The organism is Hymenobacter daeguensis (assembly GCF_054780555.1).
Genome location: NZ_BAAGWC010000005.1, coordinates 88264 through 105380 on the forward strand (window position 1 = coordinate 88264; position 17117 = coordinate 105380).

The 17117-nt window shown below is 62.7% G+C and carries 10 protein-coding genes; 2 read left to right on the forward strand and 8 right to left on the reverse strand.

Translation table 11 applies throughout. The features are described 5' to 3' along the window. The first annotated feature begins 113 nt into the window (after positions 1-113). Complete coding sequence (locus ACYVHT_RS08515; RefSeq protein ID WP_460550023.1) at positions 114-3272, forward strand: efflux RND transporter permease subunit; 3159 nt, start codon at positions 114-116, stop codon at positions 3270-3272. A 166-nt stretch (positions 3273-3438) separates the two neighbouring features. Continuing rightward, positions 3439-6585: an efflux RND transporter permease subunit gene (locus tag ACYVHT_RS08520; protein ID WP_460550026.1), complete on the forward strand. Its 3147-nt coding sequence runs from the start codon at positions 3439-3441 to the stop codon at positions 6583-6585. Here ACYVHT_RS08520 and ACYVHT_RS08525 read toward each other — a convergent pair. The 8 genes from ACYVHT_RS08525 to ACYVHT_RS08560 all read right to left on the reverse strand — a co-directional run bounded on the left by ACYVHT_RS08525 (position 6582) and on the right by ACYVHT_RS08560 (position 17049). After that, positions 6582-8060, reverse strand: coding sequence for an oligosaccharide flippase family protein (locus tag ACYVHT_RS08525; protein ID WP_460550028.1), 1479 nt, complete (start codon positions 8058-8060; stop codon positions 6582-6584). The two genes, ACYVHT_RS08520 and ACYVHT_RS08525, sit on opposite strands and share 4 nt — an antisense overlap. A 58-nt stretch (positions 8061-8118) precedes the next feature. Then, complete coding sequence (locus ACYVHT_RS08530; RefSeq protein ID WP_460550030.1) at positions 8119-9492, reverse strand: polysaccharide deacetylase family protein; 1374 nt, start codon at positions 9490-9492, stop codon at positions 8119-8121. A 21-nt stretch (positions 9493-9513) separates the two neighbouring features. Continuing rightward, a complete protein-coding gene (locus ACYVHT_RS08535) occupies positions 9514-10830 on the reverse strand; it encodes a glycosyltransferase family protein (RefSeq protein ID WP_460550032.1) in 1317 nt (438 codons plus the stop codon). A 65-nt stretch (positions 10831-10895) separates the two neighbouring features. Next, positions 10896-11939, reverse strand: a complete 1044-nt coding sequence (pseI, locus tag ACYVHT_RS08540; RefSeq protein ID WP_460550034.1) for an N-acetylneuraminate synthase family protein — start codon at positions 11937-11939, stop codon at positions 10896-10898. Between the two features lie 951 nt (positions 11940-12890). Next, the gene (locus ACYVHT_RS08545) at positions 12891-13535 is read right to left on the reverse strand and encodes an HAD family hydrolase (protein ID WP_460550036.1); all 645 of its coding nucleotides are present in this window, start codon (positions 13533-13535) and stop codon (positions 12891-12893) included. A gap of 155 nt (positions 13536-13690) precedes the next feature. Beyond that, entirely contained in the window at positions 13691-15649 is a 1959-nt protein-coding gene (locus tag ACYVHT_RS08550) for an NAD-dependent epimerase/dehydratase family protein (protein WP_460550038.1), read from the reverse strand. Next, positions 15633-16223, reverse strand: a complete 591-nt coding sequence (locus ACYVHT_RS08555; protein WP_460550040.1) for a GNAT family N-acetyltransferase — start codon at positions 16221-16223, stop codon at positions 15633-15635. Before ACYVHT_RS08555 ends, ACYVHT_RS08550 begins: the two co-directional genes overlap by 17 nt. A gap of 82 nt (positions 16224-16305) precedes the next feature. Then, a complete protein-coding gene (locus ACYVHT_RS08560) occupies positions 16306-17049 on the reverse strand; it encodes a class I SAM-dependent methyltransferase (protein WP_460550042.1) in 744 nt (247 codons plus the stop codon). Between the last annotated feature and the right edge of the window lie 68 nt (positions 17050-17117).

A 17117-nucleotide genomic window follows, 5' to 3' on the forward strand; every position in this document is an offset into this window, starting at 1 on the left:
GCGGGGCCAGTTCCGACTCCTGATTCAGCCCCCGAACCGCCGCTTTTGCTGGTCGGACTGGCCGCGCCTTGCCCAACTCATCACTCATCCTTCACAACTTATAACTCCAGGAAGTGAACAAGTTCATCCAAGGCATTATCGCCTTTTCGCTGAAGAATAAAGGCTTCGTCTTTTTGCTGACGCTGGTGGTCATCATCATGGGCGTGGTGAGCTACCGGAACACGCCCATCGAGGCGTTTCCGGACGTGACCAACACCGAAATCACCATCATCACGCAGTGGCCCGGCCGCTCGGCCGAGGAGATGGAGAAATTCGTGACCGTGCCGATTGAAATCGCGCTGAACCCGGTGCAGAAAAAGGCCTCGGTGCGCAGCACCACGCTCTTTGGGCTGTCGGTGGTGAAAGTGATTTTCGACGACGGCGTGGACGATGCCTTCGCCCGCCCGCAGGTGAACAACCTGCTGCGCGAAGTAGACCTGCCCGACGGCATCGTGCCCGACGTGCAGCCGCCCTACGGCCCCACCGGCGAAATCTACCGCTACACGCTGGAAAGCAAGGACAAAACCGTGCGCGAGCTGAAAACCCTGCAGGACTGGGTGATTGAGCGCAACCTGAAAGCCGTGCCCGGCGTGGCCGACGTGAACAGCTTCGGCGGCGAGGTGAAGGACTACGAAATTTCGGTGAACCCCGGCAAGCTGCAGGATTTCGGCCTCACGCCGCTCGACCTGTATAATGCCGTGCAGCGCTCCAACATCAACGTGGGCGGCGACGTGATAAACCAGGGCCAGCAGAACTACGTGGTGCGCGGCATCGGCCTGCTCAACAATATTTCGGACATCACCAACACGGTGATTAAGAACGTGAACGGGGTGCCCATTCTGGTGCGCGACGTGGCCAAGGTGAGCGAAAGCGCCCTGCCGCGCCTGGGCCAGGTGGGCCGGGGCTACGAGGACGACAAACTCGAAGGCATCGTGGTGATGCGCAAGGGGGAAAATCCGTCGGAAGTCATTGCCCGCCTGCACGACAAGGTGAACGAGCTGAATACCAAGATTCTGCCGCCCGACGTGAAGATGAAAACCTTCTACGACCGGCAGCAGCTCATCGATTTCTCTACCGAAACGGTGATTCACAACCTGCTCGAAGGCATTGTGCTGGTGACGCTGATTGTGTTCCTGTTCATGGCCGACTGGCGCACGACCATTATCGTGTCCGTCATCATTCCGCTGGCGCTGCTGTTTGCCTTCATCTGCCTGCGCCTGCGCGGCATGAGCGCCAACCTGCTCAGCATGGGCGCCATCGACTTCGGCATCATCATCGACGGGGCCGTGGTGATGGTGGAGGGGCTGTTCGTGGCCCTCGACCACAAGGCGCACGAGCTGGGCATGGAGCGCTTCAACAAGCTCTCCAAGCTCGGGCTGATTAAGAAGTCGGGCCGCGACATGGGCAAGTCGATTTTCTTCGCCAAAGCCATTATTATCACGGCCTTGCTGCCCATTTTCTCCTTCGAGAAAGTAGAGGGCAAGGTGTTCAGCCCGCTGGCCTGGACGCTGGGCTTCGCCCTGCTGGGCGCGCTGATTTTCACCCTCACGCTGGTGCCGGTGCTGGTGAGCATCCTGCTGAAAAAGGATGTGAAAGAAAAGGAGAACTTCTTTGTGCGGGCCGTGAACCGGGGGGCGCAGCGCTTCTTCGCTTTCACCTACGCCCGCAAAACGGCCAGCCTCATCATCGCCTTTGCCGTGACGGCCGTGGGCCTGTATTCGTTCTCGTTTCTGGGGTCGGAATTTCTGCCGGAGCTGAACGAGGGCTCGATTTACGTGCGGGCGCAGCTGCCGCTGAGCATCAGCCTGCAGTCTTCAAACGAGCTGTGCAACCAGATGCGGCGCGACTTTTTGAGCTTCCCCGAAGTGAGCGACGTGGTGAGCCAGACCGGCCGCCCCAACGACGGCACCGACCCCACGGGCTTCTACAACAACGAGTTTCTGGTGCAGCTGAAGCACACGCCGGAGGTGGAAAAGAAGATGAAATCGAAGGCCTACCGCGAAGACCTGGTGGAGCGCATGAAGGCCAAGCTCGACAAGTTTACGGGGGTGGATTTCAACTTCTCGCAGCCCATTACCGACAACGTGGAAGAAGCCGCCTCGGGCGTGAAAGGCTCGATTGCGGTGAAGATTTACGGCACCGACCTGGCCACGCTGGAGGCCAAGGCGCGGGAAGTGTATGAGGTGCTGAAAACGGTGCGCGGCATCGACGACCTGGGCGTGCTGCGCAACATCGGCCAGCCGGAGTTCCACGTCGACCTCGACGAGCGCCGCATGGCCAGCTACGGCGTCGATAAATCGGATGCCAACTCGGTGCTGGAGATGGCCGTGGGCGGCAAGCAGGCCACGCAGCTGTACGAGGGGGAGCGCAAATTCCCCATCCGGGTGCGCTACGAGCCCCAGTTCCGCCAGACCCCGGCCGAAATTGCGGGCCTGATGGTGCCCACCCAGAACGGCAAAACCATTCCGCTGAGTGAAATTGCCAACATCGGCTCCGTTACCGGTCCCAGCCTGATTTACCGCGACGACAACCGCCGCTTCGCCGCCGTCAAATTCTCTATCCGGGGCCGCGACATGGGCTCGACCATTGCCGAAGCCCAGGAAAAAGTGAACCGCCACGTGCAGCTGCCCAAAGGCTACGAGCAGAAATGGACCGGCGACTTCGAGAACCAGCGCCGGGCCACGCAGCGCCTGAGCCAGGTGGTGCCCATTTCGCTGGGCCTCATCTTCTTCATCCTGTTCATCCTCTTCGGCAACCTGAAAGATGCCGGACTGGTGCTGCTCAACGTGCCGTTTGCCATCATCGGCGGCATCGCCGCGCTGCTCATCACGCACACCAACTTCTCGATTTCGGCCGGCATCGGCTTCATCGCCCTGTTCGGCATCTGCATTCAGAACGGCGTGATTCTCATCTCCGTCTTCAAGCAAAACCTGGTGAAGAAGCACACGCTCGACCACAGCATCAACGAAGGCGTGATTTCGCGGGTGCGGCCCGTGGTGATGACGGCCCTCATGGCCACCATCGGCCTGATGCCGGCCGCCATCAGCACGGGCATCGGCTCCGAAACGTCGAAGCCGCTGGCCATTGTCGTCATCGGCGGGTTGATAACGGGTACCATCCTCACACTCTTCATTTTCCCGCTGGTTTTCGAGCGGTTCTACCGCTCGGAGCACACCAAATACGTGCCGCTGCCCGGCGAGAAAGGCTACGTAGAGCCGACGGCTGCGCATTGATGTAGAAACGCATATTTGCGACTTTACAATCAGCTTAAAAGCCCGCTGCCACGTCCGGCAGCGGGCTTTTTTTATGCGCTGCGGCTTCATTCAACCCTCATGGTTTTCTCATCATCTTTTCACCAAATTCTCATTTTCTGCTCATTCCCACCCGCTCCCGGCTCTGATGAATAAGTTTATTTCGGGCATCGTCGCCTTTTCGCTGAAGAACCGCTTTTTCGTTTTCTTCATGACGGCGCTGCTGGTGGCCGGCGGCTCCTACAGCTACCTGCACACACCCATCGAGGCGTTTCCGGACGTTACCAACACCCAGATGATTATCGTGAGCCTCTGGCCCGGCCGCTCGGCTGAGGAGGTGGAGCGCTTTGTGAGCACGCCGATTGAGGTGGCCATGAACTCGGTGCAGATGAAAAGCAACATGCGGAGCATCAGCATGTTTGGCCTGTCGGTGCTGAAGATAAACTTCGAAGACAACGTGGAAGATTTCTTCGCCCGGCAGCAGGTGAACAACCTGCTCAGCGGGGTGAACCTGCCGGCTGGCTGCGACTCGCACGTGCAGCCGCCCTACGGGCCAACGGGCGAGATTTTCCGCTACACGGTGCAGAGCCGCACGCCGCGCACCACCAACGAGCTGCTCGCCATTCAGGACTGGACGGTGGAGCGGCAGCTGAAATCGGTGCCCGGCGTGGCCGACATCGCGGCCTTCGGCGGCACGCGCAAGGTGTATGAAATCAGCGTGAACCCTGCCATGCTGGCCAAGTACGACATGACCCCGCTGGAGGTGTACGACGCCGTGCAGAAGAGCAACCTGAACGTGGGCGGCGACGTGATTGAGAAGAACTCGCAGAGCTACGTGGTGCGCGGCATCGGCCTGCTCACCCGGCCCGAAGACATCGGCAACATCATCGTCAAGGACATCAACAACGTGCCGGTGCTGGTGCGCAACGTGGCCAAAGTGACCGAGAGCAACGCCCCCCGCGTGGGCCAGGCCGGCCTCGACGACCAGAGCGACGTGGTGGAGGGCATCGTGATTATGCGCAAGGGCGAAAACCCGGCCGAAGTGCTGGGCCGCGTAAAGGCCAAAATTGCGGAGCTGAACGAGAAGGTGCTGCCTAGCGGCGTGTACCTCAAAACGTTCTATGACCGCGACGTGCTGATGGACCACTGCACGCACACCGTCATTCACAACCTGATTGAGGGCATCGTGCTGGTGACGCTGATTGTGCTGCTGTTCATGGCCGACTGGCGCACCACGCTCATCGTGGGCGTGGTGGTGCCGCTGGCGCTGCTGTTTGCCTTCGTGTGCCTGCGCCTGAAAGGTATGAGCGCCAACCTGTTGAGTATGGGCGCCATCGACTTCGGCATCATCATCGACGGGGCGGTGGTGATGGTGGAGGGCATTTTCGTGGTGCTCGACCACAAGGCCCAAAAAGTGGGCATGGAGAAGTTCAACAAGCTGGCCAAGCTGGGGTTGATTCGCAAAACCGGCGGCGAGCTGGGCAAGGCGGTGTTCTTCGCCAAGCTCATCATTCTGACCTGCCTGCTGCCGATTTTCTCGTTTGAGAAAGTGGAGGGCAAGATGTTCAGTCCGCTGGCCTACACGCTGGGCTTTGCCCTGGTGGGCGCGCTCATTCTGACCCTGACGCTGGTGCCGGTGCTGTGCTCGCTGCTGCTGAACAAGGACGTGAAGGAGAAGCACAATCCGATTGTGAGCTTCTTCGATAGCATTGTGACCAAGGCATTTGGCTTTACTTACCGGCACAAGCTGCTGAGCTTCGGGGTAACGATGGCCGTGGTGGCGGCGGGCCTGTACTCGTTTAATTTCCTGGGGTCGGAATTTCTGCCGGAGCTGAACGAGGGCGCGCTGTGGGTGGAAACCAAGCTGCCGATGTCTTCCTCGCTGACGGAAACGAATAAAATGGCCGCCAACTACCGCCGCATCCTGCGCTCGTTTCCGGAGGTCACGTCGGTGCTGAGCCAGACCGGCCGCTCCAACGACGGCACCGACCCCTCGGGCATCTACTACGTGCAGGCCCAGGTCAACCTCAAGCCCAAGGAGGAGTGGAAGCGGAACATCACCAAGGAGCAGCTGATTGAGGAGATGGACAAGAAGCTGAAGGAGTACCCCGGCATCATCTTCAACTACTCGCAGCCCATCATCGACAACGTGGAGGAGGCTGTGGCCGGCATCAACGCGGCGCTGGCGGTGAAGATTTTTGGTAACGACCTCAAGGAACTGGACGGCAAGGCCAACGAGGTGATGAAAGTGCTCGGCACGGTGCGCGGCGTGAAGGACCTGGGCATTCTGCGTAACCTGGGCCAGCCCGAGATGAGCGTGCGCCTCGACCAGACCCGCATGGCTGCCTACGGCGTGCAGACCGCCGACGCCCAGACCGTGGTGGAAATGGCCGTGGGCGGCAAGGCCGCCACCCAGATTTACGAGGGTGAGCGCAAGTTCGACGTGACCGTGCGCTACCCCAAGCAGGACCGCGACACTGAAGGCAAAATCGGTGAGCTGCGCGTGCCCACCATCCGGGGCAGCAAGGTGGCCCTGAAGGAAATTGCCGAAATTGGCACGGCCAATGGCCCGGCCTTCGTGTACCACGACAACGGGCAGCGGTTCATTGCCGTGAAGTTCTCCATCCGCGACCGCGACATGGGCAGCACTATTGCGGAAGCCCAGAAAAAAATGGACCAGACCATCAAGCTCGGCAAGGGCTACCGCATCGAGTGGGCCGGCGAGTTCGAGAACCAGGTGCGGGCCACCAAGCGCCTGAGCCAGGTGGTGCCGGTGTCGCTGGTCATCATCTTCATCCTGCTCTTCATCACCTTCGGCAACGGCAAGGACGCGGCGCTGGTGCTGGCCAACGTGCCGTTTGCCCTCATCGGCGGTATTGCGGCGCTGCACATCACGGGCGTCAATTTCTCCATCTCGGCCGGCATTGGCTTCATTGCGCTACTGGGCATCTGTATTCAGAATGGCATCGTGCTCATCACCGTGTTCAAGGAAAACCTGCGCAAGAAGCTGAGCCTGGCCGAAAGCCTGCGCCTGGGCGTGGCTTCGCGCGTACGCCCCGTGGTGATGACGGCCCTCATGGCCATGATTGGCCTGTTCCCGGCGGCCCTGAGCACCGGCATCGGCTCCGAAACCCAGAAGCCGCTGGCCATCGTCGTCATCGGCGGGCTGGTGACGGCCACCATCCTCACGCTGCTGATTTTCCCCCTCATCTTCGCCTTCTTCTACCGCGAGATGAATCAGAACGGGCCGGCGCCCCGGCGACGCAAGCGGCAGCCGGAGCTGGTGGGGGCTTAACGCCGCCGCAACTTCCCGAACAGCGCCATGGCCTCCGGTGCGGTGCCGGTGAGCAGCACGCCCGCGCCGTACAGCACGGTGAGCACGCCGCCGCGCAGGAGCAGCGTGAGCCAGGCGTTGCCGGTATCGGGCAGTACCCAGGCCACGAAACCGGCCCCGGCGGCCACCAGCAGGATGCGGGCAATCTGACCATCAAATGGCTGCATGCCGTAGGTGCGCCACACAAACCAGGTGCGGGCCGTGTTGATGCCGACCAGGGCAATGCAGTAGGCCAGCGCCGCGCCGGCCAGCTCCATGCGCGGAATCAGCAGCCAGTTGAGCACCACCACGGCGGCGGCCAGCGAGATGTTGAACACCAAATCGAAGCGGTAGCGGGGCGACGTGGCCACGATGATGCCGTTCACCCCGGTGATGCCGTCGAACAGCCGGCCGGCCAGCAGCAGCAGCACCGCGCCGGTGCCCGCCGCGTATTCGGGCTTGTGGATGAGGCCGTAGATGAAGGGCAGGTTGAGGCCGATGCCGAGGGCTAAATAGCAGCCCAGCAGTGTGTTGATGCGCGTGCTGCGGCGGTAGAAGTCGGCCATCTTGGCCAGGTTGCCTTCCTTCCAATACTCGGCAATCAGCGAAAATGCCGTTTTATACAGGGCCCGGAAGGGAAGGACCAGCGCGGTGCTCACGTTGGTGGCAATGAGGTAGATGCCGGCCGCCGCCAGGCTCACTTTGGCCCCCACCATCAGGCTGTCGATGTTGAGCAGCACCGTGCCCGAGATGTTGCTCAGCAGCACAAAGGCCCCGAAGCCCAGCATCTCGCGCAGGGGCTTGATGCGCAGCGCCGCCCGCGTAGGCCGCAGGTGCAGCTCGCCAATGACGCCAAGGTAAATGGCCAGCAGCACCGCCACCACCGCATACGCGCCCACGTAGGCCAGCACAAAGCCGTGGAAGCTGATAAGGCCCTGGCTGTAAGCCACGGCCGCGCCCACCAGCATCAGCCGCAGCAGAATCTCCTGGCAGAACGAGGAAAACGACGTGTGGTAGAGCGAGCGCAGGTAGGCATCCTGCAGCGAGCCCAGCATGATGCAGCCCGCCAGCGCAATGGCCGCCAGGTAGTGCGGGGCCAGCAGGGCCGCGTCGGCCGCGTCGTACCAGCGCAGCAGCAGCGGCTTGCCCACCAGCAGGGCCAGCGCCACCACCACCAGGCCCAGCAGCGGCGGCCCCAGCAGCAGCGGGAAAAAGCCCGCATGATTACGCCCCTGGTTCCGGAAAAACGGAAAATACCGGATGCCCATGTTGGCAAACCCGAAGGATGCTACCTGCGCCCCCACGGTGGCCAGCGGCAGCAGCACGCTGGCCGTGAGGCCAATCTGGGCCGGCGAAAGCAGCCGGGGCAGCACCAGAATGGTGTTGGCAAAGCCAATGGCCAGCCCGACGTAGGAAATCAGGGTGTTGCGGATGCCCTGGCGCTGAACGATGCCCAAACGGTAAGGTGGTAAATGAGTAAATGCGCAACACTGGCTTCCGCTCGTGCTACGCGCTTCAAAGTTCGGCTACAATCTGGCTTCCGGTGAGAAATGCCGCCCCGCGCTGCTGCAGATAGGCCATGATTTCGGCAAACTGCCGGGGGCCGGTAAAGGTGTTGGCCGGGTCGAAGTGGTCGTTGTGCCACAGCACGGAGGCCACGCCGCCAAACCGCTCAATCTCGGCAAACATGGGCTGAAGCGCGGGCAAAATTTCATTGGCTTGCAGATGTAAGTAATTGGGATGGTGCAGCGTGGCATCCATCACGTTGAGCGGAATTTCCAGGAACTCACACGCGCGGCCGGTGGCGAAATTGAACGGATAGAAATGGTGGCTGTACGAATTCCGAAAGCCAAAATGCTCAGCAAAGCCCAGCGTCGAGTCGTAGGCAAAGCAATTGGTCGCATCCACCAAGGCCGGAGTGAGGCGGGGCTCCCAATACAGGTAGTGAAACCGCAGCCCGCTGAAAGTGGGCTGGAGCCGGAATACCTCGCGGTCCAGTTGGTGCGAGTCGGTAGCCGTGCCAATACTGCCGTGCACGCTGATTTCACAGCCTTTCTGGCCGAGCCGCCCAAGCCGATTTCGTAGCGCGGGCGAGAGGCGGTAGTCCGCATTGGGCGTGCCATTGCCTCCGGGCCGAAATTCGGGAAGAATGAAAAACGTGGAAGCGCCCCCGAACGCTGCCGTGGCGGCAGCTACGGTTTCCAGGTTGTTCCAGGCGTCGGGACTGGTCAGATGCCGCCACAGCAGCCTGCCGAACCCCAGGATATTTCCTTGCTTCAGAGTCGCTTTAGCCGGCGCTTTCCAGGCACCGTAGAGCGTATCGATGTCGTGGCTGATGAAGGCGGCAAAGGGCGCATTGCCGGGCCAGCGGTGCGGCTCCAAAGGCTGGCCGGTGACGTGCTCCACGGCCGTTTTCAGCACGTCAAAGTAGTAGTTGACTACCGGCAGCGCCACGAAGCCGTACTGCTTTTGCACGCTCGCATCGTAGGGAAAGCGGCCGTGCCAGTCCCGCTCGTCGGAGAAATATTCCTGCCAGCCGCTGAGCAGGTAAAAGGCCGCCGAGATGATGTCAGCGTTGATGGTAACCCGGCCCGCGCTCCGTTCCAGCAGCGGTGCTTCGGGCCGGCCGTCGAAGAAAAAGGGGATGCGCTGCCCGGTCCAGTCGCGGTAGCTCGGCGCGGGAGGGTAGGGCGTATTTTGCTCGAAAAAACCGTCGGCACCGTCCGCCACCGTGATGGCTGGCCGACTGCCCGTGTAGCCAATGGCCACGCTGGGCGCAGCAGGGTAAGCCAGCCGGAAATGCCGCAACACATACGCCAGCCGCATTTCGGCCGTAACCGAAACGGCACTTAGCGGCGGCAGCGCAGAGGCATCGGGTGCAATGGACATTGTGGTAAAAGTATTGGAAAATCAGGTGGTTGGCGCAATCTTGTTCAGCCACTCGTTTAAGAGCGTGGCGGTGCGGGTCTGGCTGTGGCCTTCAGCAGGCGTGCCCAGCGTGGCGTTGTAATAAGCCGCCCGCCGGTAGAGGTCGGCCGGCTTGTGTTGGGCGTAGCGCCGCAACGCCGCCGCCAGCTCGGCGGGCGAGTCGGCCCGCTCCACGAGGCCCCGGCCGGCGTAGCCATAATAGTCGTTGGTGAGCGCAAAGGTGCCGAAGCGGAAGTAGATGCTGGCCACGTTCAGCAGCGTGGCTTCGAGGTGGGTGGAGGTATCGGCCGCCACCAGCGCATCCTGCCGGAGCAGGAAGTCAAACACGTTCTCCTGCCGGGCGCTCGACCACTGCAGGGCCGGCAGGAGCCGGCGCAGCGGCTCGAAGTCGCGCCCGTCGCTGGGGTGCGGGCGCAGCGTGAAGGTGAGGTCCGGCAGCTCGCGCAGCAGGTACACCAGCGTATCGGTCAGGGCCGGCAGGGGGTCGTGAATGTTGCAGGCAATGCCTACCCGGCGCACGGCCGGCGCGGTGTTTTTCTGGCCGAGGTAGGCATCGGCCTTGGGCATGCCCACCAGCTCCACCGCGCCCTGCACGGGGCCGCAAAGGCGGTACTTGTCCAGCGCGTCCTGGCCTTCGAGCAGGTTTAGGTCGAAGCTCAGGGGCGGGAAGTTGGCGCTCACGCTGGCGTGCTGCACGTAGGCGGTGGGCACGCCCTCGGCGCGGCAGGCCAGCAGCAGGGAGCGGGTGTCGTCGTTGTGGTCGTTGGAGAACACCACGGCGCGCGGGCGGTAGTGGCGCAGCGCCCGCCGGTACACCTCGTAGTAGCCGATGGCGTAGAAGATGAAGTCGAAAAACCGCCAGGCCCGGCGGCCGTCCGTTTTCAGCAAGCCGAAAAAGGCCAGCGGGAATTGCCAATAATACAGCCCCTTGCGCCGCAGCGAAAGCCGGTTCACCACCGCGTTGTAGCGCCCGATGTTCTTCGCCTGCCCCGCCACCAGCACCGCATCGGCCCGCACCTTTTGGATGAATTCCAGCGCGTCGTAGTTGTTGGCGCTCACCACGTAGAGCCACACCTTGCCGCGCAGCTCCTCCCGGTTTCGGATGGGCTGGAAGACGTTGCCCACCAGCCGCAGGCCCGCGTAGCCCAGCACCCGCACCAGCCGCTTCAGCGGGTTGGCCGGCGAAATATCGGCCAGGGCCGCCGCCGGCAGCGCCGCGAATATGGCCGTGAAGCGCAGCTGCAGAATATCGCGCAGGCGCGGGATAAGCGGCAGTAGCACATGCTTTAGCTTGTGCATGGGAAGTGCTTTATGGAGGAAATTGGTCTGCCTGCCGTGCAATGCCGCACAAGCTAAAGCATGTGCTACAAGGCTTCCCAGGTCAGCGGCGTGCCGGGCTTGAGGTCCTTCACGGCCTTGCGGCCCAGCACCATCTCCCAATGGCGCGGCCACAGGCCGTCGCCGGGTCGAATGATTTTCAGGTTATCGGGGGTGAATTCCTCGCCGGCCGCAATGGGCTTGGCCACGTAGATGCTGCGCTTATAGAGCCGGCTTTTCTCCTCGCCGGTCTGGATGCAGAGCTGCACCGTGCCCAGGGCCTGGTGGGCGCGCTCGGTTTCCTCCACCAGCATTTTCAACTCGTGCGGTTCCAGCGAGAAGGCCGAGTCCACGCCGCCCTCGGCGCGGCTGGTGGTGAAGTGCTTCTCGATGACGCAGGCGCCCAGGGCCACGGCGGCCACGCTCGCGCCCACGCCCATGGTGTGGTCGCTCAGGCCGATGGGGCAGCCGAAGGTTTCGGCCAGCACCGGGATGGTGCGCAGGTTGGTGTTGGCCGGCGAGGCGGGGTAGGTGCTGGTGCACTTCAGCAGCACCAGCTCGCGGCAGCCGGCTTCGCGCAGCACCCGCACGGCGTCGTCAATCTCGGCCAGGGTGGCGGCGCCGGTGCTCACAATCACCGGTTTGCCGGTGGCGGCTACCTTGCGCAGCAGCGGCCAGTGGGCGTTTTCGAAGGAGGCAATTTTGTAGGCCGGCACATCCAGCGTTTCCAGAAAATCCACCGCCGTCTCGTCAAACGGCGAGCTGAAGGCCAGCATGCCGTGCTGCCGGGCGCGGGCAAACAGCTCGGCGTGCCACTCCCACGGCGTGTGGGCCTCCTCGTAGAGCTTGTACAGGTTCTTGCCCTCCCACAGCGACTGGCCTTCCTCGTCGATGGCAAAGCCGGTGTCCATCGTGATGGTGTCGGCGGTATAGGTCTGCAGCTTCAGGGCATCGACGCCGGCGGCGGCGGCGGCATCCACCAGGGCCAGCGCCCGCGCCAGGCTCTGGTTGTGGTTGCCGGACATTTCGGCAATGATAAACGGCTTGTGGGCGGGGCCAACCAGACGGCCGCCGATGGTGATTTCGGTCATGGGTTGAGGGGTGCGAAACGGAAGCGCAAAGGTACGCCTCGCCGCAGGCAAGGCCTGACAATTACGCATTGCCCTTTGTGGACGGAAGCTTCCCAGAAGTATGTTGCCAAGTTGTACCAGCGCAAGGGGAACGATTAGCGCAAACGTTCAGCGTTTACGGTACTCAGCCCCTCGGCGAGTTTCATAAACTTTCATTCGTAGACGAGTTTTTATAAACTCCCTACACGCGGTGGTAGCCAGTTCTAAGCCCTCACGGAAATGGCCGGCTGTTTAAGGTTGGGGTTTAAGGAAAGGAGGGTTAATTTACCCAAACGTCCACTACCGAGACCACAGCCCCTTTTCTTAGCACGTAAATGTCGCCGCTCCCCCAGCGATGGTCCCACCGTCGTTTTTCTACATAGTAGCATCTTGTTCCATCCGCCAACGTAGCAGGGACCGAAAACGTGAGGGAGAACACGGGTGTGGTGTCTCCATTGGCTCTGGCTAGTTGCCGCTGCAGGGCTAGGACGTCGGGGGAGGCGTTTGGGGTTACTAACGGTGTCACGGCGACCTGGGCAATAAAGGCCGCGCGGGGGTTGCGAGTGAGGGCCCCGTGAACGAGACGTTTGCGTTCCGCGTGTGCTCGTACCCTAGTAGGGCCAAAGTTGCGAAAGGCAGTGTCAATCGCGTACGTAGGCCCGTCAACTCCACAGCCCCAGCAGCGATGAACGGCAAACTGGATAAGCGCCACATCGGAGGTAGGAATTGCTCGCGGGCGCACGCTGACTATCCGGAATACCACGTAGACCAAAGTGAGCAAGCTGACCACAAAAAGAACAACGGGCGATTTCATGCAGAAAGGTAGTAGCCATTACCGTTCAGCGAAACGGTACATTAAACATACGCCTCAATCATAAGCCTTAGGTAGCCGGCAACGGCGGGGACATGCAGAGCGAGGTTACAAACTCCACGCTACAATTCATCCAGCGTGTGAATGCTGCGGTCGGCCTCGTGCGCGGCATCGGCCTCGTAGTGCGCGTAGTTGCCCCGCAGAATGCGCACCGTCTTAAAGCCCAGTGGCTTAATGCCCACGAAATCCTTCTTCACGTTGTCGCCCACATACGTTACTTCCTCCGGTGCCACACCCTCGCGGCGGCAAATGAGCTGGAAAACGTGCGGGTCGGGCTTGGCGCGGTGGCGGCCGTAGCGGTTGGTGAGGTAGGCGTGGCGCACGCGGCCGGCGAGGTGCAGGGCGGCTACTTTGCGGGCCTGCACTTCCTTGTGGCCGTCGGTTACGATGTACAGCGGCCAGTCGGCGAAGCGGGTGAGGGCCCGCTCGGCATCCGGATACAAGGCCAGTTCCGGGCGGTGCTGGCGGTAGGCGCGCAGGCAGGCCGCCACCAGCGCTTTGCTCCAGCGGTGGTGCTGGCGCAGCACGTTATCGAAAACCTGGCCCCGGCCGTGCGCGGCTTCCTCGGCCGCCATGCCCGCCGCCAGCGCCCCGGCCGGCACGCCCAGCAGCGGGCTCAGCATGGCCGCCACGGCCCGAAAGCCGCTGTGCACGTAGCTCAGCTCGGGGTAGAGCGTATCATCAAGGTCGAAAACGAGGACGGGCATAAAGCGTACGAAGAAGGTGCAAAAAGGCCGTCAGGCCGAGCGGAGCCGAGGCATCTCGCGTGTAGCAGTAATCCATGCCAAATGCAACGAAGCGAGCGAGATGCCTCGGCTGCGCTCGGCCTGACGGCCTGACGACGAGACGCAAATATGCGTCTCTACGCCGGCACCACCACATCGGCGGCGGCCCGAATCTGGCGCAGCCGGCCCGGTGCCGGCCGGAACGGAAACTGGCGCAACTCGGCCCCGGCAGCTTCCTGCAGAAACCAGAAAAACGAATCGACGCCCGCCGCGATGCCCAGCGTGGAGGCCCCGCCGAAGCGGCAGTTGCACTCGATGATGTGCAGGCCGCCGTCTTCGCTAAGGATGGCCTGCAGCACGAATGGCCCGTACAGGCCCAGCTTCTCGATGGCGGGCGTCAGGCGCGCCAGCACGTCGGGCACGTCGAGGGTGGTGGTAATCTGCGACTCACCGCGCACCACCAGGTCGCGGGTGCGGGCCACCTGGCCGTGCACCCGGCCGGCGCGGTCCACGTAGCCATCCACGCTGATTTCCGGGCCCTGGATGAAACGCTGAAAAACAGGCTCCTGCAGCTCGTAGGAATGCGCCAGGGCGGCGGCTTCGGGCAGGTTGAGGCCCAGGCTGAGCGAGCCGGCGCCGTAGCGCTCCTTCACCACGAAAGCGGCATTTGCGGGCAGCGGCTCGCGGTCGGTGGCCAGGGCATCGAGGCGCAGGCTGGTGGGGATAACGGGCAGCGCGGCCAGCCGGCCAAAGGTGGCAAACTCCACTTTGTCGAGGCAGCGGTGCACGGCGGCGGGCTCGCTCACCAGCACCGCAATGCCAGCCTGCGCCAGCGTGGCGCGGTGGCGGGCCCAGAAAGCCAGCTCCCCATCGCGGGTGGGAATGATGCGCGTGATGTTCTCGGCCTGGCAGTGGCGGATGATGTCGGGCAGGTGGTCGTCGATGGTGAGCGGCATCACCCAGTGCCCGTCGGTGTAGTGAAAGGCCAGGGCCTGCGGGTTGAGGTCGCCGCCCAGCACCTTCAGGCCGGGACCAAAGCGCCGGGCGGCGTTTTGCACGGCCTGCACCAGCGGCACTTTGGCCGAGACGCTGCTGATGAGGATGTGGCCGGGGCCTTGCGTCCCCGCTGTTTCGGCGGCCGCCCCAGCGCCCTGCCGCGCCCGCTCGAAGGCGATGATTTCGGGAATGGCTACTTCCAGCGTGGTGGGCGGCAGCCAATCTATCTGGCTGCTCCACAGGGCCATGTCGGCCTGCGAGGCTTCGAAGGGAATGTCCGACGCCACGTACTTCGCTCGCATCTGCGGGAAGTTTTGCCTGAGCACGTCCACCACCTCGGCCACGCGGCGGGCGCGGCCGGTGCCCAGGTTCACGAGGCCAGTCACGGCCTCGGCGGCGGCGAGGCGGAGCAGGCCCTCGGCGGTATCGGCGGCGTAGAGATAGTCGAAAAACGACTCGGCCCCATACACCGTGATTTCCTCGCCGGCCAGCAGCATGCGCACCCAGCGCGAGGTGATGTCGCGCCCGTTGCGCCCGTAGCCGCGGTAGATGCGCGGCGCCACCGTGCTGAACTGCGCGGCCCGGAAGGTGTCGAGAAAGCGCAGCTCGATTTCGTGGGCCAGCTTGGCCATGCCCGTCAGGTTGCGGGGCAGGATGGGGTCGGTTTCGCGCAGGCTGCGCGGCTGGGCCGGCACTTCGGCGAAGGTGTAGAGGGCGGGGTCGTAGATGAGGTAGCTGCTGGCGAACACCACGCGGCGCAGGCTGGGCAGGTCCTTCTGCACCGTCATGAGGTGGTGGCTGAGCTGCACGTTGTGCCGGAAATTCTCCTCCCAGAAGCCGTAGGTTTCGGTGCTCCGCTCGAAAGTGGCGGCCAGGTGAATAAACAAATCGGGCGCGAAGGCCGCGATTTCCGGCTCGGTGAGGAAGTTCAAATCGCCCTGCCGGTACTGGAACCGGTCCGGAAAGTCGGCCGGGCGCGGCTTCAAATCGCCGGCCAGCACCTGAATATCGGCGGGGAGCGCCGCCAGCCGCCGCACCATTTCCTGGCCGATGACGCCGGCCGCGCCGCTGATAAAGATTCGTTTAAAGGGCAGTTCCAAAGGCTGTGGCATAGTCGGCGGCCAGCTGGCCGTGCATCAGTGAGTCGGCAAAAGTACCCGGCGCAAGCTGGATGTGCTGCCGCAAACGGCCTTCGAGCCGAAAACCCGCTTCTTCCAGAATGGCGACGTGGGCCGGGCGAATGTCGTAGGTTTCGGTGAACAGACGGTTGAATTGCAGCCCCTCAAATGCCACCTGCCCAAGCAGCCGCAGGTGCGCCCGAAAATCCTGCCGGTAGATGGCCGCATCGGCCGCCCGCCCGGGCTCCACCAGGAAGGAAACCTCGGCCCGCTTATCGGCCCAAGAAATATGCACCAGCCCGCCGTAGGCAATCAGCTCGCCCTCATGCAGCAGCGAAAACAGCAGCTGCCCCGGCTGCTCCTGCTCAAACAGCGGCAGCACCACCCGCTGAAAATACGCCTCCTGCTGCTCCGCCGTGAGCGGCGCGGCCTGCCGCAGCACCTCCAGCTGGGCATTGCGCCAGGCGCGGATGGGCTCCCGGTCCTCGTAGCGGATGGGCACGAGTTGATAGGATTCGTAGCGGTAGTCGGTGGGCGGGAGAGGGCGGTAGGTCATGGTAGGAACGCGCCATGGCGCGTTCAATCGTTGAATGGAAGAGGGGATGATTTGCGGCCGCCGAACGCGCCATGGCGCGTTCCTACACCACCAGATAAGAAATCAGTGGGTTGAGCGGGCTGCGGCGCAGGGCGTAGTTGGCCACGCCGAACACCTCGTCGAACGCCAGCGTCTCGCCGGGGAACTCGGGGCAGTTCAGCTCGTCGAAGGCCACGATGGCGCCTTTCGTGAGGCGGGGCCGGATGGCTTCGAGGCAGGCCTTGGTGGGGGCGTAGATGTCGAAATCGAAATAGGCGAAGGCGATGACGGTTTCGGGGTGGTCGCGCAGGTAGCGGGGCACGGTTTCGGAGGCGTCGCCGGCCACCAGCTCAAACTTGCGCTTGTGCGGAATGGGACTGTCGGCCTCGTGCAGAGCCAGAATTTGAGTGAGATATTCCTGGTAGTTTTCGGTCACGCCATAGTCGCCTTCCTTCACCAGCTTGCCATCTTTCTCATCCACCGACGGGAAGCCGCCGAAGGTGTCGAACCCGATGATTTTGCGGTTGTAGTTGAACGGCTCGTAGATGCCGCGCAGCGCGTGCATCAGCGCCAGGTTCTGGCCCCAGCGCACGCCGAATTCCATCGCCACGCCGTGCACCGGAATGATTTGCTGGTAGAGCTCGGTGAAGAACAGCAGGCGCGAAAGCGTCTGCCGATTCAGGTACAGGCCCAGGTTGTTGAGCAGCTCGGTGTTCGGAATCGGCGACTCGCGCAGCGTCTGGGCGAAGCCTTCGCGGCGCGACTGCTCCGGTGCCGAGGCGCCGCTGAGCACGGAAATAAGGGACATATTGAGTGATTAATGATTAACGGTTAGTGGTTAATGATTGATGTAAGGCGTTGATGTGGTGGAATGGA